The 22,111-nt window shown below is 68.2% G+C and carries 16 protein-coding genes; 6 read left to right on the top strand and 10 right to left on the bottom strand.

Annotated elements, in window-relative coordinates:
* The 4 genes from S2M10_RS05910 to S2M10_RS05895 form a co-directional block, all read right to left on the bottom strand.
* The coding region (locus S2M10_RS05910; protein WP_168845277.1) for a glycosyltransferase at nucleotides 1-2,439 on the bottom strand (2,439 nt) is incomplete at its 3' end.
* Between the two features lie 29 nt (nucleotides 2,440-2,468).
* On the bottom strand, nucleotides 2,469-3,647 hold the full coding sequence (locus S2M10_RS05905) for a lipopolysaccharide biosynthesis protein (protein ID WP_211090897.1): 1,179 nt from the start codon (nucleotides 3,645-3,647) through the stop codon (nucleotides 2,469-2,471).
* A 13-nt stretch (nucleotides 3,648-3,660) separates the two neighbouring features.
* Entirely contained in the window at nucleotides 3,661-4,470 is an 810-nt protein-coding gene (locus S2M10_RS05900) for an ABC transporter permease (protein WP_168845276.1), read from the bottom strand.
* Nucleotides 4,464-5,678, bottom strand: coding sequence for a glycosyltransferase (locus tag S2M10_RS05895; protein WP_168845275.1), 1,215 nt, complete (start codon nucleotides 5,676-5,678; stop codon nucleotides 4,464-4,466). The genes S2M10_RS05900 and S2M10_RS05895 overlap by 7 nt, the downstream gene beginning before the upstream one ends.
* A 323-nt stretch (nucleotides 5,679-6,001) precedes the next feature.
* On the opposite strand from S2M10_RS05895, the gene S2M10_RS05890 reads away from it, so the two are divergent.
* The 3 genes from S2M10_RS05890 to S2M10_RS05880 all read left to right on the top strand — a co-directional run bounded on the left by S2M10_RS05890 (nucleotide 6,002) and on the right by S2M10_RS05880 (nucleotide 10,688).
* A complete protein-coding gene (locus tag S2M10_RS05890; RefSeq protein WP_211090896.1) occupies nucleotides 6,002-6,265 on the top strand; it encodes a hypothetical protein in 264 nt (87 codons plus the stop codon).
* A gap of 213 nt (nucleotides 6,266-6,478) precedes the next feature.
* Nucleotides 6,479-9,529 (top strand): TonB-dependent receptor, encoded by a 3,051-nt coding sequence (locus tag S2M10_RS05885; RefSeq protein WP_168845273.1) that lies wholly within the window; start codon nucleotides 6,479-6,481, stop codon nucleotides 9,527-9,529.
* A 148-nt stretch (nucleotides 9,530-9,677) separates the two neighbouring features.
* On the top strand, nucleotides 9,678-10,688 hold the full coding sequence (locus S2M10_RS05880) for a glycoside hydrolase family 43 protein (protein WP_168845272.1): 1,011 nt from the start codon (nucleotides 9,678-9,680) through the stop codon (nucleotides 10,686-10,688).
* Nucleotides 10,689-10,720: 32 nt separating this feature from the next.
* Here the strand turns inward: S2M10_RS05880 and S2M10_RS05875 are convergent, their stop codons facing one another.
* On the bottom strand, nucleotides 10,721-11,746 hold the full coding sequence (locus S2M10_RS05875; protein ID WP_168845271.1) for a pectinesterase family protein: 1,026 nt from the start codon (nucleotides 11,744-11,746) through the stop codon (nucleotides 10,721-10,723).
* A gap of 266 nt (nucleotides 11,747-12,012) precedes the next feature.
* On the opposite strand from S2M10_RS05875, the gene S2M10_RS05870 reads away from it, so the two are divergent.
* On the top strand, nucleotides 12,013-13,608 hold the full coding sequence (locus S2M10_RS05870) for a family 43 glycosylhydrolase (protein WP_168845270.1): 1,596 nt from the start codon (nucleotides 12,013-12,015) through the stop codon (nucleotides 13,606-13,608).
* Nucleotides 13,609-13,627: 19 nt separating this feature from the next.
* Here S2M10_RS05870 and S2M10_RS05865 read toward each other — a convergent pair whose 3' ends face one another.
* From S2M10_RS05865 to S2M10_RS05855, 3 genes are all read right to left on the bottom strand, one after another.
* Nucleotides 13,628-14,998, bottom strand: a complete 1,371-nt coding sequence (locus S2M10_RS05865) for a DUF1501 domain-containing protein (protein ID WP_168845269.1) — start codon at nucleotides 14,996-14,998, stop codon at nucleotides 13,628-13,630.
* Between the two features lie 11 nt (nucleotides 14,999-15,009).
* The gene (locus S2M10_RS05860) at nucleotides 15,010-16,686 is read right to left on the bottom strand and encodes a DUF1800 family protein (RefSeq protein ID WP_168845268.1); all 1,677 of its coding nucleotides are present in this window, start codon (nucleotides 16,684-16,686) and stop codon (nucleotides 15,010-15,012) included.
* Nucleotides 16,687-16,801: 115 nt separating this feature from the next.
* Nucleotides 16,802-17,200, bottom strand: coding sequence for a hypothetical protein (locus S2M10_RS05855; RefSeq protein ID WP_168845267.1), 399 nt, complete (start codon nucleotides 17,198-17,200; stop codon nucleotides 16,802-16,804).
* A gap of 102 nt (nucleotides 17,201-17,302) precedes the next feature.
* On the opposite strand from S2M10_RS05855, the gene S2M10_RS05850 reads away from it, so the two are divergent.
* On the top strand, nucleotides 17,303-19,258 hold the full coding sequence (locus S2M10_RS05850) for an energy transducer TonB (protein ID WP_168845266.1): 1,956 nt from the start codon (nucleotides 17,303-17,305) through the stop codon (nucleotides 19,256-19,258).
* Between the two features lie 18 nt (nucleotides 19,259-19,276).
* On the opposite strand, the gene S2M10_RS05845 is transcribed toward S2M10_RS05850, so the two are convergent.
* Nucleotides 19,277-20,257 carry an SDR family oxidoreductase gene (locus tag S2M10_RS05845; protein ID WP_168845265.1) on the bottom strand — a complete coding sequence of 327 codons (981 nt, stop codon included), beginning with the start codon at nucleotides 20,255-20,257 and terminating at the stop codon, nucleotides 19,277-19,279.
* 89 nt (nucleotides 20,258-20,346) lie between these two features.
* Between S2M10_RS05845 and S2M10_RS05840 the strand changes: the two genes are divergently transcribed.
* Nucleotides 20,347-21,444: a lactonase family protein gene (locus S2M10_RS05840; RefSeq protein ID WP_168845264.1), complete on the top strand. Its 1,098-nt coding sequence runs from the start codon at nucleotides 20,347-20,349 to the stop codon at nucleotides 21,442-21,444.
* Here S2M10_RS05840 and S2M10_RS05835 read toward each other — a convergent pair.
* On the bottom strand, nucleotides 21,415-22,111 hold a 697-nt coding region (locus S2M10_RS05835; protein ID WP_168845263.1), incomplete at its 5' end, for a DUF4403 family protein. The two genes, S2M10_RS05840 and S2M10_RS05835, sit on opposite strands and share 30 nt — an antisense overlap.

Here is a 22,111-nt window from a genome sequence, read left to right as displayed (position 1 = left end):
GGGGACGGAGTCGTCGCGCAGGAAGGTTGCCGGATCGGACGGCATGTGGAGCATGCCCGGCACGAGGACGCCGGTGGCCAGCGCTTCCACAAAGGCAAGGCGGCCCGCGAGGTCGTCGGCAGCGCAGGCATAGAAGCCCAGCATGCCCAGGCAGACGGTGCGGCTGTCTTCCCCACTCGTCATTTCCGCGAGCTGGACGACGCGATCGCTGCGCACCTCGATATGGACGGCGGTCTCCTCCCCCCGCACCAGCACCGGCAGCCAGCGCGTCTCCGATCCCGGCACCTGGACGTCCAGCACTTCGCTGCCGCCCACCAGCACCGTTACCGTGGAGGCGACGCCAGGAAGCGCCCGCACGCCGATAAAGGCGCGGATCGGCATCGGGCCGGGACGTTCGAAGACGAGATCGATCGAGGGGCCGCCCGACCAAGAACCCCAATCCTCCGGTATGTGCCAATCGCTGCCCGCGCGCAGCGCATAGCCCGGCAGGGAGTCGGCCCGGAGCCGCCGCGCGACGTTGCGCCCGAAGCTGTAGAACCCGCCCAACCGCAACCGGTGCAGACCGGTGCGGGCCGGGGAAGCGCCCATCCCCGACCGCGCCACGACGGCCGCGCGGATCTGCTCGTCCAAGGCGCGCCACGATCGCGGCGCGAAGTCCTGCGCGATCGCCTGCTCCAGTTCGGCGCGGCGAGCGGGATCGACGATCAGGCCGCGAAGGGCATCCGCCAGTGCCTCGTCCGAACCGCTGCGGAAATAGACGGCGAAGGCACCGCCGGCCTCGGGCAGCGCGGAATTGTCGGCGAGCACCGGTACCTTGCCGTGGCACAGCGATTCCGTGATCGGCAGTCCCCAGCCTTCATAATGGCTGGGGAACAGGGTGAACAGGCAGGCGTCGTAGCAGGCCGCGAGCTCCCCGTCCGAGAGCCCATGCAGGAACAGCACATTGCGAGCGAGCCGCTCGTCCATCGCGAGCAGCCGCGACACGTCCTCGTTCATCCAGCCGCGGCCGCCGACGCACACCAGCCAGGGCATGCGCGGCCCCAGCTCGTCGAGCAGCGCCGACCAGGCATGCAGCGCGCCGATATGGTTCTTGCGCGGCTCGACGGTGCCGACGAACAAGACGAACGGGCGGCCGAGCAGCCGCTGGCCGCGCAGGAAGTCGCGCGCCCGTTCGGGCGGCAGCTTCGGCGTGCGGAACTGGGCATCGAGCGGGACCACCACCACCGCCTCCGGCGCCAGCACATGCCCCAGTTGCTCGGCGGCGGCGATCAGATCGCCGCGTGTCGCGTTCGAGTTGACCAGAAAGAAATCGGCATGGTCGAGGACCGAGGGCAGCCAGGCCACATAGTCGCGGGTGACGTCCGGGAGGACGAACTGGGGGCGGCAGACCGGAATGAGATCATGGACGAACGGCACGAAGCGGATGCCGTGGTCGCGCTTCGCGTTGCGGACGCCCAGCAGATAGTTCGGGTGCCAGGAGGTCCCGAGGGTGATCAGCCAAGCGCCGACGGGAAAGGGGAAGGGCGTGCGGGATGCGAGCGCCATTTCCAGCCGCCCCGTCGCCGCCTGCCAGGCAGCATCGAGAATGTCGCCGGCATCGCCCGCGAGATCCACCAGCGTCTCGAACAGGCGAAGCGGGATCGAGACCCAGCGCGCGTCCTGCACCGCGCAAATCTGCACGCCGTCGGGATCCGCCTCGATCGCGGCGCGGATGATCTCGATCTGCACGCGCTGGATGCCGGTGGGCAGGCGGCTGTGCCGGAAATGATGCATCAGGTCCGACGCGTCGAACAGGAGGGGCAGCGCCGTAGCCGGCTGGGAAGGATCCGTCGCGCTGCTGGTCGCGCGAAGGGCGCGAACCCGCGCCGCCGCCTGTTCCAGCAATCGGCGGTCCGCCTCGCCGAGCGTCGTGGACCCCAATTGCTCCAGCGCCGCGGCAAGATCGTCGCCCTGCGGCGCTGTCGCACGCGCAGGCGGGACCTGCGGCGCGGTCGTTGCCGCGGCCAGCGTTGCCATCACCGCTTCCAGCCGCTCCGCCGGCACGGGTGCGCCGCGCAACGCCAGGTCCCGCAATTCGCGAAAGGCGTGGGTCATGCCCGGATCGAGCTCGAACGCGCGCATATAGGCTTCGGCGGCACTGCCCAGCTGCCGATCGAGCTTGAGGGCGTGGCCGAGTTGCAGATGCGTGTCGGCATTCGCATCGTCCAGCGTCAGCGCGCGGCGATAGGCGTCGATCGCCGCCGCCAGCCTGCCGCTCTCCTTCAGCGCATGGCCATATTGCACCCAGACAGCGTCGCGGTGCGGATCCAGCGCCACCGCCTCGGCATAGGCGGCGGCCGCCTCGGCCCAGTTACGCTCGTCGCGCAGCGCATCTCCCCGAGCCGCGGCGCGGCGGGCGGGCTGGTTGGCGAGCCGTTTCAGCGTTTTCGTCACGTCCATGGTCTGGCTTTCTGCGCAGGAAGGATGGGTCAGGAGGCGTGTTCGCGCACGCCGGCGGCGATCAGCCAGCCGATCGCGTAGACGAGCAGCAGTCCAACAAAGATCGAGAACAGCGTCCACCCTCGTTCCGGGTAGAGCGATTTCACGGGACGATTGGGCGCGACGACCCGCACCACGAACAGCTGCTGCCGACTGGCCTGTTCGCGCGCCGATTCCAGCGCGGCGGCGGCCGCGGAATAGCGCTTGGCGGCGAAATCCTCGCGCAGCTTCAGCGCTTCGTAGCGGCCGAGCCCGGTGGCCATGCTGCGCGGCGAGCCCGCCATCCGGCCCTCTTCGGCGCCGACCTGCGCGGCCAGCGCAGCGACCCGCCGGGCGGCTACCCGAACCTGCGGTGCGGCAGGGCTGAGGCTGCCGCGCATCGAGTCCAACTGTGCCCTCGCGGTCGCCAGCTGCCCGCGCAATCCCGCGGCAAGATCGATCTGGGCGGCGCCGGAGCGGACCGGATCGATGTCCCGATCGTCCTGGCGCAGGGCGGTGAGCTTCTGCCGAACGCCAGCGAGATCCGCTTCGGCATCGGCAAGCTGCGTCCGCGCGGCGCGCAGCGCATCGTCAAAGGCTCGCTGGTTGAGGGTATTCACCCGCGCCTCGCCCAGGTCGAGCAGGGTGGCGGCGATGCGATAGGCATCGTCCGGACGGAACGCGCGCACCTTCATCGTGGTGATGCCGGTCTCGCTGCTGTAATGAAGCTTCACCTGGCGGCGATAATATTTGAGCAGCGCTTCCGGCGTGGGTTCTGCGCCGAGCCGGCTGAGCGGATCCACCTCCGACCGCTGGAACAGGCGGGTGAGCTGCAATCGCTGCTCCAGCGCGGTGACGGCGTCGTGCGACGTCAGATAGTCGCCGAGCGCCAGCGATTCCGTCTGCGAGGCCGGCATCGCATTGGCCAGGCCGAGCAGCGGGGCAATGCCGCTCGCCGCCGCCTGGCCGCTGGCCACGGAGCGGACCACGAAATGCGCCTCGGACACATATTGGTTCGACGCGAGCGGGCCGAGATACAACGCCGCCGCCGCCAGCGGCAGCAGCACGACCAGGAGGAACCCGCGATAGGCGTGCCACCGACGCGCCAACGCGCGCAGGTGCTCCCCCATCGTGGCGGGTTTTGCCGGGGCGTCGACGGCGAACAGTTCGGGCGGGGTATGGCCGTGCATGGCGTCGCTTTCGCTAGAGGTGGACCTGGCGGCGGACGACCTTCAGCGCCACCAGCCCGAGGAAGAGCACGAACAGGTTGCAGCAGATCAGATAGCTGAAATCGACATAGTCGAGGTTCGCGCCTTCGAACTGCCCATAGCGCGCCAGTTCGAAGAACTGGGTCATCGGCAGCCATGCCAGCCAGTCGCGATAGGGCTGCGGCAGCCAGTGAAGCTGGAAGAAGGCCCCCGATGCCGGCATCAGCAGATAGGTGATCGGATGGATGAACTTGGTGATCAGCTTGTTTTCGTAGCTCACCGCCGCCAGCAGCATCGACAGACCGAAGGAGAACCAAAGCATCAGGCCGATGCCGGCCAGCAGCGCCATCGGGCGCACCGGCAGATCGGCATAGCCCAGCATGGTTGCGAACAGCATCAGGATGCCGAGCGTACACAGCGTCGACGCGCCCTCCAGCAGGGCGCGGGCGGTCATCATGTCGAAAATCGTGATCATCCGGTGGAACAGCAGCGCCTTGTTGGAATCGATCGCCGATTCCGCGCGGGTGATGATCGATCGGAACAGGATGAAGATGCAGTAGCCGATCAGCGCGAACGGCACCGGCCGGATATCGGAGGAGAAATGGGTTCGCTCGCCCGAATGGATGGCAGCGATCGTCCCCGCCAGCAGCATCGGCTCCGCGAACATCCACAGATAGCCGATATTCTCCCGCCCGTAGCGCGTATGCAGCTCGCGCATCATCATCGCGCCGATCACATGGCGCTGGTTGTCGAACCCGATCCAAAGGCGCCGGAGGCTGCTGGTCGGCGTGTCGTCCGTCAACATGCGACGACCTCCTCGATCAGCGACAGCGCGGTGCCGACATGTTCCTGCCAGGTGAGCGGCCGCCATGCCGCGATCCGTTCGAGCTGCAGCAGCCGCCTCGGATGCGCGGCCGCCTGATAGGAGAGGATCGCGCGCCGCCACGCGTCGCCGTCGATCGGATCGATATAGTCGGGGATGGTGCCGCCTGCTTCGCGATGGGAGGCGATACCGCTGGCCAGCACCGGCGCGCCGCTGGCCAGCGCGGTGGTGATCGTCATCGTCGATTCCGCATCAAAGGCGGGCGTGAGCACCGCGCGCGCACCGCGCAGCAGATCGCGCAGATCGCGATCCGGCAGGGGCGGTCGCTCCTGCACGATGCCGCGCAGGTTCGAACAGCGCTTCAGCATATCGGTGACCGGTCGATGCTGCCAGCCACGCCGGCCGACCAGCAGCAGGCGTGGCGCCTGCTCGCGTCCCAGCGCCGCGACGATCGAGTGCCAGACGTTGAGCAGCAGCAGATGATTGGCATGCGGTTCGATCGTGCCGAGGCAGACGAAATAGGGGGGCTGATCGGCGCGATACCGGGCGGGATCGAGGCGCAGCTCGACCCCGAGACGCTCGATCCGGGTGCGCAGCGGCCGACGCCGCTCGCCCGACACGTCGAGCGTGCGCTCCACCCCCGATCGCGACGGGAGGAGAAGCCCGTCGGCCAATGCTTCGATCGTCGCCAGCTGCTGCGCGCCGAGTGCCTCCCTGCCCGGGCGGGCATATTGCGGGTGCGCCGCCGGTGCGAGATTTTGCGCCAGACAGATGAAGCGCGCGCTCTCGCGTCGCAATTTGCGGGCAATGATGCGGGGGCGGTGCAGCTGGTGCGGGGAAACCTGGAGCAGCACCCGGTGGCCGACAGGGGCGGGAACGGGCTGCGGGCGCATGGTCCAGTACGAAAGCGCGGCGAGCCGATAGGCTTCCAGCCTTGGCGCCCCGCAACGCGATTCCCACCGCTGCTCGATCTGATCGAGAAACGCCTCCACCATCGGCGCGGCCAGGCGCCCATAGGCGCCGCTGGGGTGCAGCGCGGCATAGCAGAGCCGGTCCGGCGCCAGCGCCTTCAGTGCGCGGGCATAGGCCAGTTCGACGCGATCGCAATCCGCCGGCGGCCAATGGGCCAGGCGCGACAGCAGCTGCGACAGGTCCAGCACGATCTCCGCCCCCTGCCGGGACGGCGCCACTGCGGCCGCGACAGGCGATCGAGGCGCGCGCATGAGCTGGTCGCCGGATGTCCCGCGGCCCGAAAACTCGGAGTCCATGCGCCTGTCGGCCATGCCGTATCGATGATCCCTGGATGGATGCCGGCAGCGTCATGGCAGGGCGGGTTCGCACGCGTGCTGGGGATTTCCCGAGGCTGGGCAGATTTGATGTGGGGCCTGCCATGCTGCCGAGCGCATGCGGCATAGGGACGGCGTCGGCGGCGGGTTCTCGCCCGCCCCCGCAGCGGGTCGACAAGTGCTTCGATCGGCGGCGCCGCTTGTGGGCAATTTCATCCGGGCGCGCCGTGGCGGTCCTCCGCCAGCGGGTGGCAGTGCAGGATCCGGCGGATGCCTTGCGCGACAAATCCGACCGCCGAGCCTCAAGCATGTCCGCCGTAGCCGCCGCGGACGGCGGGGGCATATATCGCGCAACAGTGACACATAATCGCGCCTGTTTTTTGCATAATGTTGCCGAACGCTCACGAACGCGTGCCGCGTATCTGGACAAAATGATTTTTTATTTCGGGACAACTTTTGTCGATGCCGCAGATTATCTGCGGACTATTTGATTATAGTTATAGTCATCGTCGGAACTGCAAAGTCATTGCCGGGAAGAATGGGCAGAGCGCCTAGAAAAAATCGGGCTGCCAGCGCTTTTTCTCAAATCATGGCTGCGTTTTTAAAGTCCCTTTAACGCCCTTCCGGGTAGCGGGCACCCGCCACAGCGCATCGTCATGGCGCGTGCGCAACCGACAGGTAGTCGCTGCGGCGGTAAAACAGGGATGGGCTCGATGAATTTCAGGAATTCCGCACTTTCTACGCTGCGTCATGGTGTTTCGACGGTGGCCCTGCTGACCGCGGTCGCCGCGCCGGCCTATGCACAGGATATGGCCGCGCCGCAGGTGGCGGATACCGCAGCCGAGCCGGCCGCGCAGGATCCGCAGGCGGCGGCCGAACCCGCGGCGCCCGAGCCCGCGGACCAGTCCGCGCCGATCGTCGTCACCGGCACGCTGTTCCGCAATTCGAACGCAAGCTCGATTTCGCCGGTGACCGTGCTCAGCTCGGAAACCTTGCTGCGCGCCAACATCACCACCGCACAGGACGCGATCCGCTCGGTCTCGGCCGACAGCGCTGGCTCGATCTCGACCGGCTTCCGCAACGGCTTCTCGGCCGGCGGCGCCGCCGTGTCGCTGCGCGGCCTCGGCGTTTCGTCGACGGTGGTGCTGATCGACGGCCTGCGCTCGGCCAACTTCCCGCTGAACGACGACGGTCACAACGCCTATGTCGACCTGAACTCGATCCCGTTCAGCATCGTGGACCGTATCGAAGTGCTGAAGGACGGTGCGTCCTCCACCTACGGCGCGGATGCGATCGGCGGCGTGGTCAACCTGATCAGCAAGAAGAACGTCCAGGGCATCGAGGGATCGGTCCAGGGCGGCACGACCGAGCATGGCGACGGCGCACGGTACCGCGCGACGCTGACCGCCGGCTTCGGCGACTATCAGGAGAAGGGCTTCAACTTCTACGTGAACGGTGAATATACCTATGACGGGTACATCACCAACAATTCGCGCGGCTACCCCTTCAACACGCTGGATCTGTCGCCCAGCGGCCTGCTCGATCGCAACCGCAACGACGACAACCTGACCACGCCGAACCCGCAGGCGGTGGTCACCCGCGTGACGCAGAGCGATCTCAACAACCCGCTGGCCGGCCAGGTCGGCGCGCCGCTGACCAACCAGTATCAGCTGCTCAACCCCAATGCCTGCCCCTACGGCACCTTCACGGTGAACACCGCTGCCGCCCAGGGCACCGGCTGCAAGCACAACATCCCGGATGAATATTCGATCATCCAGCCCAAGCAGCAGCGCTATTCGACGACCGCTCGCCTCACCGCACGCCTGAGCGACAATCTCGAAATGTTCGCCAGCGGCAGCTATTCGCACTCCGAAGTCAGCATCATGGGCACCCCCTCCGGCATCCGCCAGACCCAGCCGTTCGGCGGCTCGGCGGCGCTCGCTTCGAGCAGCCCCGGCATCGTGCTGCCGATGTACATCTGCGCGTCGGGCCAGAATTGCGCCACCGCCGCCGACCGCAGGCTGAACCCCAACAACCCCTATGCCGTCGCCGGCGCCGATCCGAGCCGGAGCGCCGCGCGCATCTTCTACCTGTTCGGCGACATTCCCGCCGGCAGCTTCCGCTATGTCGACGTGTTCCGCACCACCGCGGGTATCTCGGGCGATCTGGGCAGCGGCTTCAAATTCCGCCTGAACGGTGTCTATGCCCGTGACAATTTCGCGGTGACGCAGCGCGGCTTCATCAACATCCAGGGCCTGCTGAACGCGATCAACACGGGTTCGTACAACTTCGTCAATCCGGAGCAGAACACGGCGGCGGTCCGCAACCAGATCTCGCCGGAGCGTACCACGCCGTCCTATTCGACCGTGGCGACGATCGGCGGCTCGCTGCTCAAATCGGTGATGTCGCTGCCGGGCGGCGACCTCAACGTGGGCGCCGGCTTCCAGATCCGGCGCGAGACGCTGATGAACCGCAACCAGAATGCGGACCTCAGCTATTATGCGCTGAACACCTCGTCGGCGCAGGGCCGCCAGACCGTGACCGCGGGCTTCTTCGAGATCGACGCGCCCTTCCTCAAGACGGTCGACCTCAACGTCTCGGGCCGGTACGACCATTATTCACAGGGCTATAGCCACTTCTCGCCCAAGGTCGGCGTGAAGTTCAATCCGCTTGAGGAGGTCGCGTTCCGCGCCACCTATTCGCAGGGCTTCCGCGCGCCGACCTTCGCGGAATACAACCCGGCCAGCAGCTATTCGGGCTTCTCGTCCTATACGCCGATCCCGTCGTTCGTCGCCGCCCACCCGGGCAACCCGGCCTATTCGGGCACCTACAACATCGGCAGCGGCGCCACCGGCAACCCCGACATCCTGCCGGAAAACTCGCAGAGCATCACCATCGGCACGATGCTGAGGCCGACGCGCTGGTTCAACGTCACGGTCGACTATTACAACATCAAGAAGTCGAACCTGATCGTCAGCGGTCCGCTGCGCGCCGATGCGATCAAGGCCTATTACGGGCAGACCACCGCCGCCGCCGGCTGCGCCGCGCTTGCCGCGGTGGGTCCGGGCTATGCCTGCAACGTCATCGACGCGCCCGATCCGGTCAATCCGAACGCGCTGCCGCGCCTGCTGGTGTTCAACGTGCCCTACGTCAACGCCAACTACCAGGTCAGCTCGGGCATCGACATGCAGGCCACCGCGAACATCCGCTTCTCGGACAATGTGCGCCTGGTCAGCCGCGTCGACGTCACCCGCGTCCTGCGCCTCGATCTGGTCACGCCGGCCGGCGTGGTGCAGAAATATGCCGGTACGCTGGGGCCGTACGAGCTCTCCTCGGGCGGCGGCACCCCGCGCATCCGCGGCAACTGGCAGAACGCGCTGGAAGTCGGCAAGTTCTCGCTGACCGCGACGACCTATTATGTCGGCCGGATCAAGCAGGTCGCCGCGGACGAGATCTCGCCGGACCCGATCACCAAGCAGATCGACCTGTCGTGCTCGCACACGCTGGCGCCGATCGCGTCCGCCGCCGATGCGGAGAAGTTCTGCTACATCCGTCCGTTCATCTATGTCGACCTGAACGCCGGCGTGAAGGTGAACGACCAGTTCCGCTTCTTCGTCAACGTCCAGAACCTGACCAATGCCCGCGCGCCGCTGGCATCGGGTGCCTATACCAGCAACCCGAACTACCTCAGCAGCTGGCACTATGCCGGCCTGGTCGGCCGCAACTTCAGCGCCGGCGCGAACTTCAGCTTCTGAGGCTGAATCGCTGACTACCCGTGTCGGGGCGGCCCTGGTGCCGCCCCGACATGCATTTCCGCTTTCGATTGCTCGGGTTGCGCCGCGATGCGCAATTGACCGGCGCGCCTCCCGGATTAGGGTGGCCGGAGGACAATCGGAGGGGATCATGCGCAATCGAACGGTACGGGCGGCACTCGCGGCCCTTTTCATGGCGGCCTCCATGTCGCCGGCTTATGCGCAGCAGGCCGATGCGCCGGTCCCGGGCTCCAATCCCATCATTCGCGACAAGTTCACCGCCGATCCGGCGCCGCTGGTGGTGAAGGACCGGCTGTACCTCTATGTCGGGCACGACGAGGCACAGCGCGACGAGATGTTCAACATGCGCGAGTGGCTGGTCTACTCGACGACGGACATGCGCCACTGGACCGATCACGGCCCGATCCTGCGCGTCGCCGACTTCAAATGGGCGAAGCAGGACGCCTGGGCATCGCAGGCGATCCAGAAGAACGGCAAGTTCTGGTTCTACGCCGCCGTCGAGCACGACGCGACCCATCCCGGCAAGGCGATCGCGGTGGCAGTGTCGGACAGCCCGACCGGACCGTTCGTCGACGCCAAGGGCTCCGCGCTGATCACCAACGAGATGACGCCCAAGGGCACGCATAGCTGGGAGGACATCGATCCCACCGTCTTCACCGACGACGACGGCACCACCTGGATCGCCTGGGGCAATCGCCAATGCTACATCGCGAAGCTGAAGCCCAACATGATCGAGATCGACGGCCCGATCACCGAAATCACACCGCCGCATTTCGAGGAGGGCCCGTGGCTGCACAAGCGCGGATCGCTCTATTACCTGACCTATGCATCGCTCGACCGCGCGACGCATCGCGACGAGAAGGTGTCCTATGCCACCGCGCCGTCGATCCGCGGCCCCTGGACCTATCGCGGCGAGCTCACCGGATCGGGCAAATACAGCTTCACCATCCATCCCGGCATCGCCGAGTTCAAGGGCAGCTGGTATCTGTTCCTGCACAACGCGACGCTGACCATCGGCGACCTGAACGGCGCGATCGGGCGGCGTGCGGTGACGGTGGAGCGGCTGGAATATAATCCGGACGGCACGATGAAGCCGGTGGTCCAGACCGAGGCAGGCGTTACCGCCCCTCGTCGGCGCTAGGCGGCGCTAGGCGGCGCCGGGCGGACGGCGGCTCAACCGGCGCGGGTGGCGCGGGCCAGCTCGGCGAGCCCTCGCCGTACCCAGGGGGCGGGATCGCGGAAGAGCTGCCGATACTGCCAGCGCTGCGCCTCTGCGGCACTGAGCTGGTGCGAGGCTGGAGCACGGCGGCGCGGATTGGCGCCGGGACCGGTGGAGCGATATTCGGCGTAATAGGCGGTGCGGAAGGTATCGGTCTTGCCCGGCGTCCATTCGGTCCAGCCTTCGGGAAGGATCGGCGCGTCCATCCGCGTGCGCAGGAAGATCACCCGCGCATAGGGGCGCCAGGCGCGGCCGAGCGAGATGTCGCTTGCGGCGGGATCGGCGGTGAGACGGCAGCGGTCGAAGACATAGGCGCTGTCCTCGTCGGGCGCGTTGCGGCTATGCGCGGTATACATCACGCCGGCATGGGCGACGCCGTGCAGGCGGCAGTCGCGGAAATAGGCATTGGCGTTGCCGAAGATGAAATCGACATGCCCCTCCACATGGCAGCGCGAGAAATATTGCCGGGCCATGCGGTTGCCCGCCCCCTTGTTGGCATAGAGCGTGTCCTGGTGGCCGAGCAGACGCACCCGGTCCAGCACGGCGCGGTCCCCGGTAAGCGCCAGCGCCACGGCCTGTGAGGGCGGGTTGGCGGGATCGCTGCCCCAGTCGTTGCGGATCGTGAGGTTGCCGGCGTGGAAATCGTCGCCGATGACGGTAAGCGTCGCCGATTTGACCGTGCCGCCCGCCGTCCTGGAGGAATCGCCGTAGACGAGCACCACCGCAGCCGGACCGCGCCCGATGCCGGCGAGCGTCACGTGCGGTTTTTCGATGCGCAGTTTCTCGCGCCAGGTGCCGGCATCGACGCGGATCACGCCGCCGCTTGCCGGCAAAGCGTCGATCGCCTGCTGGATGGTGGGATAAGCGCCAGGCACGCGGTGCGAAACCCGCACCCTGATCCGCTGCGCGGCGGCGAGCGCGGGCGTCGCGAAGACCAGTGCGGCCACCAGCGATCCGGCGAAACGGCGTCCAGCCCGCATGCTTCCTCCCCTTCCCCATATCGGTTTCCTCCCGGTGGTGGAGCGTCTTCGCGCTCCGATCGCGGGTGGCGACCCCCTCGCAATCTGGCAGATTGACGAGAAGGTGCAACCGGCATCGGCGGCACGTGCCGCCCGCCGCCGCCAGCACGCGCAAAACTCACGTAGATTGCGGCACTTGTCGCACCAGAGGCAGCGCGCTAGCGTGGAGAAACCGGTGTCATCAGCGGCAGGTGTGCGCTGTCCTGTCGGAGCATGGAGGGACGAGGATGCGACTGACTCGAAGGGACGCGTTCGGCGCAGCGCTGGTTGGAAGCGGGGTGGCGCTGGCGCCGGCGGCGTTGGCAGCAGCGCCCGAGGCGACGGGGGCGCCGCGCTGGCGGCGCGGCTTCGACCGGCAGCGTATCTGCGACTTGGGCGACGGGCGCCTGCTCAACCCGCTGGTCGCGGGCGACCATCCGGACCCGGCCATCCTGAAGGACGGCGCCGACTATTACATGACCTTCTCCAGCTTCGATTCCTATCCCGGCCTCACCCTGTGGCACAGCCGCGACCTGGTGAACTGGCAGCCGCGCACCGCGGCGCTGCGCAAGAATATCGGATCGGTCTGGGCGGTGAGCCTGGAGAAGCACCAGGGCCGCTACTTCCTCTACATCCCGGTCAAGGCGCGGCCCAATTCGATCTTCGTCATCTGGGCGGACCGTATCGACGGGCCGTGGAGCGACCCCGTCGATCTCAAGCTGCCCAATCATATCGACCCCTGCCATGCGGTGGGGGAGGACGGATCACGCTGGCTGTTCCTTTCCGGCGGCGATCGCATCCGCCTGTCCGACGACGGGCTGTCGACGGTCGGAGCGGTCGAGCATGTCTATGATCCCTGGCACTATCCCGAGGACTGGGACGTCGAGGGCTTCTCGCCCGAGGGCCCGAAGATCCATCGCCATGGCGACTGGTTCTACATGATCACCGCCGTGGGCGGCACCGCCGGTCCGCCGACCGGGCATATGGTGATCGCCGCGCGGTCGCGCTCGATCCACGGCCCCTGGGAGAACTGCCCGGACAACCCGCTGGTGCGCACCACCCGGCTGGACGAGAAATGGTGGTCGCGCGGCCATGCCTCGCTCGTCGAGGCGCCGGACGGCAGCTGGTGGTCGATCTATCACGGCTTCGAGAATGGTTTCTGGACCTTGGGCCGCCAGGCGCTGATCGATCCGATCGAATGGACGGCGGACGGCTGGTTCCGGATGACCGGCGGCGACCTGTCGCAGCCGATCCGCAAGCCCGGCGGCGGCAGCGCCGTGCCGCACGGCCAGCCGCTGTCCGACGACTTCCGTCAGCCGCTCCAGCTCGGCGGCAAATGGAACTTCTTCAAGCCCGCGCCCGACGAGAGCAGCCGCGCAAGGATCGCGGACGGATCGCTCCTGCTCGAGGCGCGGGGCACCGCGCCGGTGGATTCCTCGCCGCTGCTGCTGATCGCCGGGGACACCGGTTACCAGTTCGAATGCACCATCGAGATCGCGCCGGGCGGCACCGCCGGGCTGGTGCTGTTCTATGACGAGAAGCTCTATTGCGGCCTCGGCTTCGACGAGAAGCGCTTCGTCACCCACCAATATGGCATGGAGCGCGGGCGGCCCGCCAATCCCCATGGCCGGCGGCTGCGGATGCGGGTGACCAACGATCGCCACATCGTGTCCTACCATCTCTCCGGCGATGACGGGCGCAGCTGGCGGCGCTTCGATCGCGGCATGGAGGTGTCGGGCTATCACCACAATGTGCGCGGTGGCTTTCTGATGCTGCGACCGGGCCTCTATTCGGCGGGAACGGGAGCGGCGCGCTTCACCGACTTTCGCTTCCGCGCGCTTTAGGGCCTCGCACGACGCGGGCTCAGGCGCGGAACAGCGCCAGTGGCCCGCGTCCGGCGCTGCTCCAGGTCGCCCAGTTGGGGAAGACATAGGGCAGGTCGGCATCGGCGACACCGTGCCAGCGCGCGATCGCGCCGAGATATTCCTCCTGCGCGACACCGGGGACGAAGCGGCCCTCCTTGGTGATGTCATCGGCGCCGCCGAGCACCGGATCGGGATAGCCGCCCAGCACCGCGCCGGGGGCGACGTCGCCGCCCATGACGAGGTGGTTGCTGCCCCAGGCATGATCGGTGCCGCCCTGGCCGTTGCCGAGATAGGTGCGGCCGAAGTCGCTCATCGTGAAGCTGGTGACGTTGTTGGCCAGCCCCAGCGATCCCATCGCCTTGTGGAACGCCGCCATCGCATTGGCGAGATCGCCGAGCAAATTGGCGTGCAGCCCGGTGGCGTTGGTGCCACCGCCTACCTGACCGGCATGGGTGTCGTAGCCGCCCTGGCTGACCAGGAAGGTCTGGCGGGCATGGCCCAGCGAGCCGCGCGCGGCGATCATCCGGGCGACCACCATCAGCTGCCGCGCGACATCGCTGGTGAGCGCCGCGCCGGTGGACGGGTTGACGAAAAAGGCGTCGGTCGGCGCGGTGCCGACGAGAATGGCGTTGGCGGTGGTGGCCTGATCATAGTTGCGGGCCAGGGTCTGCGCGACGCCGTCCAGCATCGCGCTGCCGTCGGCATTGTCGGCCAGCGCCGTGATCGCGCTGTTCTTGGCGCTGCCGGCAGCGCTGAAGCCGCTGCGGGCGGGCAGGCCGCCGCTGCTCGGGAGGATCAGCGGGGTGGTCTGGCGGCCGAGCACGCCGACGGTCGCGCCTGCCAGCGACATGACCGGGGGCAGGCTGCTCGCGGGCATCCTGTCGGCGATGCGGCCCAGGAACCCGTCGCGGCTGGTCTCGCGGGCGCGCAGCCCCTGCCAATGGTCCTGCTCGTCGGCATGGCTCATCAGATTGGCCGGACGCAGATCGGTGCGCGACTGATAGGTCGCCTTGGTCAGCGGCGCGAACAGGGTGCCGGCGTTGAGCACCAGCCCCAGTGCGCCTTCGTCCCACACCGGGCGCAGCGCGGCCATCGCGGGATGGAGCGCATAGGCGCTGTTGGTGAGCGGAGTCAGCGCAGCGCGCTGGATGCCGACGCTGCCGCGCGCCGCAAGGTAGGCGGCGTGCCGGGCATCGGTGGGGATCACCATGTTCCAGCCGTCATTGCCGCCGAACAGGAAGATGCCGACCATGGCGCGGTAGCTGCCGGTGGGCGCGGCGATGGCGGCGGTGCGGCCGAACTGGCCCAGCGCGGCTAGCGCGCCGGTGCCGGCGGTGAGGCGAACGAAATCGCGACGGGAAAGCGGCATGGGAAAATTCCTCAGCGGTCGACCAGGAACATCGGGCTGGTGGCCGCGACGTAGAGCATCATCTGCGCGCGCTTGCGGGCCTGCAGCTTGGGATCGGCATTGGTGATCGCGCTGCCCGCCGCCTTCAGCGCGTCGCGCTGCGCCTTGGTGAGGCCCTTGGCGAACAGCAGCAGGTCGATGCGATCGACCATGCCGTCTACATTCTCGCCGAACGCCTCCCAATCGGCCCAGACCGGCGCGCTGCCCGAGGTGCCGGGAAGCGTCGCCACCGCGGCAAATTCGCTGCGCGTCGCCTCGCCGTTCACGGTCCAGTCGTACACGAGATTGTGCAGCCGCAGCTGGTTGGCGCTGGTCAGCAGCTTGGACGCCGGACTGCGCAGCGTGGCGCTGCCGGGCAGGGGGAAGTCGTTCGGGTAGAAGTTGAAGACCGAGGGGGCCCGCATCACCGGCTGGCCGAAGCTGCCGTCCCGGACCTGGAAGACATAGCCGTCGGTGGTGAAGCCGATCGCGCGCGCCAGGCTGGTCATCGCCAGCACCGGCTCCTTGAGCTTGCCGGCGTTGGTCCCCTGCGGTGCCCGGGCCTCGGCATCGACGAGGATCGCGCGGACCACCGCCTTCAGGTCGCCGCGGACGCCGCTGCCGTTGTTGGCGAACACCGCCGCGATCCGGCCGATATAGGACGGCGACGGATTGGGCGTGACGAGATGGGTGATCAGATGCCGCGCCACGAAGGGCGGGGTGGAGGCGTGGTTGAACGCGGCATCGACCACCGCGGCGACGCTCGCCTGCTGCGACGCGCCGGCCGCCACCACCGTGCCCAGGAACCGCTTCTCCGCATTGTCGTAGCGGGTGGGAGCGGCGATCATCGGCTGGGCATAGGCGATGGCCTTCCCGTCGGTGGCCGCGGCATTGCCGACACGGGCATAGGTCCAGCCGGTCAGCGCGCGGGCGATGTCGCGGATGTCGTCGGCGGTATAGTTGGGGATGGGGCCGCCGCTCGCATCGCGCTGGACGCTGCCGTCCATGCCCAGCTTGTCCGGGCCCATGCTGAACAGCTGGAGGAACTCGCGGGCATAATTCTCGGACGGGGTGCCCTTCCGGCTGTCCGCCATGTCGAGATAGTCGCCCATATAGGCGTTGAGCGTCACCGCCAGCAGCAGCTCGCGATAATTGCCGAAGGCGTGGGTGAGAAACAGCTGGTTGAACGCGGCGATGCCGGCGGTGGAGCGCACGCCCGCCTCCGACGCGACGATCATCTGGCCGAGCGCGAAGGCGACGCGCTGGCGCAGCTGGTCCGGCGCGGTGATCGCATCGGCGTAGAAGCGCATCGCAACCGGCGTGCGGCTGAAGCGCTGGGTCGAGCAGGCGGTATCGTTCGCGGCGCAGAAATCCGAGCGGACGTCTACCGCGAGGTCGCCATAGGTGCTGCCGGTGGCGGCGAACTGCTCGTCGAGCCAGCCATTGGTGCCGAGCGCGCGGATGCGGTCGACCAGCGCCATGGTCGGGCCGAAGCTCGCCTGCTGGGCGAGCCGGACCGAATCGTCCAGCGCGGTGCCGGCGGCAGGGGTCGGGGCGGGAGTCGGCTGGGTGGAGACGAGGCCGCCGGCCGGTCCGCTGGAACCACCGCCGCCGCCGCCCCCGTCGCAGGCCGCCAGCACGGCCAATGCCAGGGCGGATCCTGCCGCCATGGCCCGTTTCGTTACGCTTGACACGCCCCGCGCTCCTTTGATCGCGTCCTGGGAATGTCTTGTTTATTAAGGGGATAAGGTTAATCGCCGGCTCGCGAGCATGGTTAGCGAAGCGTTACTTCCGGCACGTGGCGACCATGGCGGCAACCTGGGCCGCATCCAGCGCCTCGGCCTGCACGGCGCAGATCCCGGCGCCGCGATCGGTGGCGAGGCTGAACGGCAGGCCCGCGCTCCGGCGCTCGACTTCCGCTGCAAGCCGGCGCTGGGTGGTCCGATCGGGCTGCCAGCGCTGCGCCGCAGGGACCGGGGCCAGCATCGCGCGGGTTGCGCGGCTGTCGTCGAATGCCACGACGAGGACGCGGTACGGCCGTGCGCTGCGCGCGATCTGGGGAAGGCGGGCCAGTTCGCCGTGGCAGGGGGCGCACCAGGACGCGACGAACAGCAGAACCGTTTCCGGCGGCAGGCGCGCGGGCTCGCTCGACTGTGCGCGCGCGTCGACCAGAAACAACAACATGCAAAGAAATCCGCAGAAACTTCGTAGCCCGGCACGCATAGCGCTCGACATCCTTATCGGAGCATGATTTGAAAGATCGTCCTCTGGGGGAGGGGTAGCATAATGTCTTCCTTGATTCTCGCGCTACTGTTCGCCGGCGTTCCGCAGGTCGCGCCGCAACAGGCTGCCGGCACGCCGACGCTCCAGCAATTGTTCGACCAGGCCTCCAAGGCTGCTTCCGACGGCGAATGCGCGGCGGCGGTGCGGGCGTTCGAGCAGATCGAGAAGAATGCGAAGGCGATGGCGGATCCCACCGTCCGCGCGGCGGTGGACGTCCGCAAGGGCTATTGCCTCGCCCAGCTCGAGCGGAGCGAGGAGGGGCAGGCGGCCATCCGGCGCGGCCTGCCGGTGCTCGCCGCGAAGGGCGGCAGCTTTGTCGAGGAAGTGCGCCAGGCGCACCTCGCGCTCGGCAAGTTCGCGATGCTGGATTTCGACTATACCGCCGCGATCGCCGAATATCGGCTGGCGCTGGAGGGGACCACCGGAAGCGGCCGCATCCGGCCGCTCATGGCGCTCAGCCAGGCGGCGATGTTCGACCAGGACGGGGAGGCGGTGCGCTACGCCGCCGAGGCCTATCGTATCGCCGCCGCCGATTCCTCGCTCGACAAGAAGGCCAAGGCGGTGGTGCAGACCCAATATGCCCGCGCCCTGATCAACGCCGGCCGGGCGCCGGAAGCCTATGCCGAACTGAAGGACAGCCTGCGCAAGCAGGGCGGGCTGACCATGAAGGTCGGGGTTGACGACGTCACCACGCGATCGGACCTCGCGATCGCGGCGTGGCTCAACAACGACAAGGAGGCGGCCTACAAATATCTCGCCTATACCGGTGCGGGACATTTCGAGAAGTCGCCGTTCGAACGCGCGCGCGACATGAGCCTGCCGCCCTGCGGCGAGGCGACCGGGCTCAAGCCCGACGACATTGCGATCATCCAGTTCTCGCTCGCCGAGGACGGCCATGTCGAGGGCGTGCTGCCGGTCTATGTGCCGGCCGGACGCAACGCCGCCGTCGCCTTCTCGCGGGAAGTGGCCGGCTGGTCATGGATGCCCGAAGACGTCCGCAGCATCCCGCCGCTGTTCCGCTACACCACCCGCCTGGAGCTGCGCTGCACCACGGGTGCCGAGCGGCCCGCGCTTACCGTGCCGCTCGCCAATGCCACGGCCGAATGGCTGGAAAGCAAGGGCGTGACCGATGCCGGATGGCAGGGGGTGCCCGATGCGAAAGCCGCACCGCTTGGGCGGACGGCACTGGCCGCGGCACGGGCGAAGAAGGATCCCGCGACGATGTTTGCCGCCGCCGTCTGGCTGGGCAGCAACAGCGTCGTCACCCAGGAAGAGCGCAAGGCGCTGCTCGGCGAGGCAGTCCAGCTTGGCGACGCCCTGGCCGCGCCCGCGCCCGTCCGCGCCTATGCCGCGATCCTGAAGGCGCAGGCGGAGCGTGCCGGCCGGAGCAACGGCGCGTTGCGCGCGCTGCTGAACCGACCGGATTTCCAGGGCGATCCCCTCGTCTCCGCGACGCTGCGCCTGCTGATTGCCATGCCCAGCTATCGGTACCGGGGTCCGTCCGATGCGGATGCGCTGCTGTCCGCCGTGGTCGAGACGCCGGGCCTGGCGGAACGGCATCCGCTGAAGGTTGCGGCGTGGCTGCAACGCGCCAACCTCGCCGCATCGCGCGACGACCTGGATGCGGCACGCCATGCGTTCGAGCAGACCGGTCTCACCAGCCGGCAATGCGCCCTCCTGGGCTTGAAGCCCGCCGTGCGCAGCACCGGCGATCTCAGCAACGCCTTCCCTGAATCCGCCCATCGGCTCGGCTTCGAAGGCTGGGTGCGTACCGAATTCGACGTGACGACCGATGGCAGGACCATCGCGCCGCGGGTGGTGAGTGCCTATCCGGCCTTTGTGTTCGACGGTGCGGCGGCAACCATGGCGAAGGGCATGCGCTACACCAGCAGCTATCGGCCGGAGGACGGCGTGGCCTGCACGGCGCAGAGCACGCCGGTCTCCTTCCATCTTCGCTAGGCCCCGGCCGCCGGCGCGTCACACCGCGCCGGTGCCGCCATTGGCGCCGAAGATGCTGCCGTCGGTATAGCTGAACTCGTTGGAAGCGAGCGCGACGTAGAGCGGCGCCAGCTCGGCCGGCTGGCCCGCGCGGCCGAGCGGGGTATCCTGCCCGAACTCGCCCATCTTGCCTGGCAGCTGGCCGCCCGCGACCTGCAGCGGCGTCCAGATCGGCCCCGGCGCCACGGCGTTGACGCGGATACCCTGTTTGGCGAGCTGCTTGGCAAGCCCCTTGGTGAAGATCGCGATGCCGCCTTTGGTGGTGGCATAGTCGAGCAATTCCTTGCCAGGATCGACCGAATTTACCGAAGCGGTGTTGATGATCGCCGACCCCGGCTTCATCAGCGGGATGGCGGTCTTGGTGATCCAGAACATCGCGTAGAGATTGGTCTTCAGCGTGCGGTCGAACTGCTCGAAGCTGATCTCGGCGATCGACGCCTTCGACTGCTGATAGGCGGCGTTGTTGACCAGGATGTCGAGCCCGCCGAGCTGGCGATGCGCGCGGCCGACCAGATCGACGCAGAAGCCCTGGTCGGTCAGGTCCCCCGGCAACAGCGCCACCTTGCGGCCTTCGGCGCGGAGCAGCTTGGCGACGTCCTGCGCATCGGGCTCCTCGCTGGGGAAATAGTTGATCGCGACGTCGGCGCCTTCGCGGGCAAAGGCGATCACGGCGGCGCGGCCGATGCCCGAATCGCCGCCGGTCACCAGCGCCTTGCGGCCCGCAAGCTTGCCCGATCCGCGATAGCTGCGCTCGCCGCAATCGGGCACCGGGGTCATCTCGCGCTGGAGCGCCGGCCATTTCTGGCGCTGCTCGGGAAAGGGCTTGTCGGTATATTTGGTCTGGGGATCCGGCGCGGGAGCATCGCCCGCGGCTTGCGCGAAGGCTGGTCCCGCGGCAGTAGCGGCGCCGGCGGCGGCGGCACCCTTCAGAAGATCGCGGCGGCTTGGTTCGTCGGTCATGGCGCTGCTCCCTGTTGCACGGAGCTTAGCGCGCGAGGCCGGCGATGGTTCAGCGTTGACGGCAAGAAACCGAAAGGCTTCAACAGGATATGACTAATTCCGCTTTCCCGCTGACGCGCCGCGCGCTGATCGGCGCCACCGCCGCGCTCGGCGCCTGCCCGGCCACGCTGCTCGCCCGCACCGCCGGCGGCCTGATCGCCGGCACCTATGCCAATGAAAACGGACCCGGGCTGGTGCCGCTGACGCGCGGCAGGCAGGGCTGGTCCGCCGGCGCGCCGGTGGCGACGATCCGCAACGCTTCGTTCGGCGTTCGCTCGGCCGCGACCGGGGTGCGCTATCTGCTCGACGAGCAGAGTCGGGGCATGCTGGGCGTCTATACCGATGGCCTGGACAAGCTCGCCGCCGCCTCGACCCTGGGGGCGGACCCGTGCCATGCAGCGCTGTCCGCCGATGGCCGCCGCCTCGCCGTCGCCAATTATTCGAGCGGCAGCGTCGCGCTGTTTGCGCTGGATCGCGCCGGTCGTCCGATGGGCGAGGCGCGCTTGCTGCAGCATGAAGGCAGCGGCCCCGATCGCGCGCGCCAGGCCGGCCCGCACGCGCATTGGGTGGGCTTCACTGCAGGCGGCAGCCAGCTGCATGCGGTCGATCTCGGCGCCGATGCGGTGTTCCTGCACCGGCTGGGCGCAGGCGGTGCGGTCGACACCAGCATCGCCTATCGCACCGAGGCGGGCGCGGGGCCGCGCCATCTCGCGCGCCATCCCAGGCTGCCGATCGCCTATCTGGTCACCGAGCTGGCCAATACCGTAACGGTGCTGCGTGCCCATGCCGATGGCAGGTTTACCGCGCTGGCGACGCTCTCGACGCTGCCCAGGGACTTCCGCGGCGCCTCGGCCGGCGCGCATATCGCGGTCAATGCCGCCGGCACGCGGCTCTACATCTCCAATCGCGGGCATGACAGCATCGCCGTGTTCGCGATTCAGCGCGACGGCAGGCTGGCGCTGCTCCAGCATGCCGGGTGCGGCGGCCACTGGCCGCGGCTGTTCCTGCTGCGCGAGGCCGATGGCGAGCTGCTGGTCGCCAACGAGCGATCGGGCAATATCGCGCGGCTCCCGCTCGGCCGCGACGGACGCCTGGGTGCCGCCGCCAAGGGCGTGGCGCTACCGGGCGTGGTGTTTCTGTCCGCCTGAGCCGGGCCCTGTCAGCCGCACCGTCGCGGTGCCCTCGGCCCAGACCGGCAGATACAGCCCCTGTCCCGAGGCCTGGAGCGTGCCCGTGCGGGTGCGCTCCATTCGCGCGTCGATGCGCAGCACGCCTTCGCGCCGGCTGGCGATCGCCCGGCTGACCTTGCCAAGCAGCTCGGCATAGTCGCGCTCGAAATTCTGGGTGAGCGCGGCGGCGATGAAGCTGCTCATGCCCGGCGCGTTCATCAGCTGGAGGATCAGGTCGCCGCCGGTCATGTCGGTGGTGCCGCTGACGCCGAGGTTCTGGAAGTCGACCTTGCGCGAATTGGGCAGGTTGACCGGCGTCGCGGTGAGCCACACCGTGCCGCGCGTCCGGCCGATGCTGCCCGCCACATCCTCGGCCGAGAACAACAGGCCCACCGCCATCTGGCCCCCCGTGGTGCCGTAGATCGTCGCCTTCTCGAACCGCGCCCGCACCGGACCGACGCCGGGCACCTCGAACGGCCGGGCCTGGCGCTTGACCAGCGCCTTCATCAGCACCGGCTCCAGCTCGCGATAATCGGCGATCACCGGGAGGAACAGCGAGACCTTGCCGACCTGGCGTTGCAGCGGTTGCATCGGCGGCAGCGGCACCACCGACATGACCGGCGGCGACCTGATCCTCCAGCTGATG

Source organism: Sphingomonas sp. S2M10, assembly GCF_012650175.1.
Classification (GTDB): domain Bacteria; phylum Pseudomonadota; class Alphaproteobacteria; order Sphingomonadales; family Sphingomonadaceae; genus Sphingomonas.
Note: the sequence above shows the minus strand (reverse complement) of the source record. Positions and strands in the feature narration are given on the sequence as shown.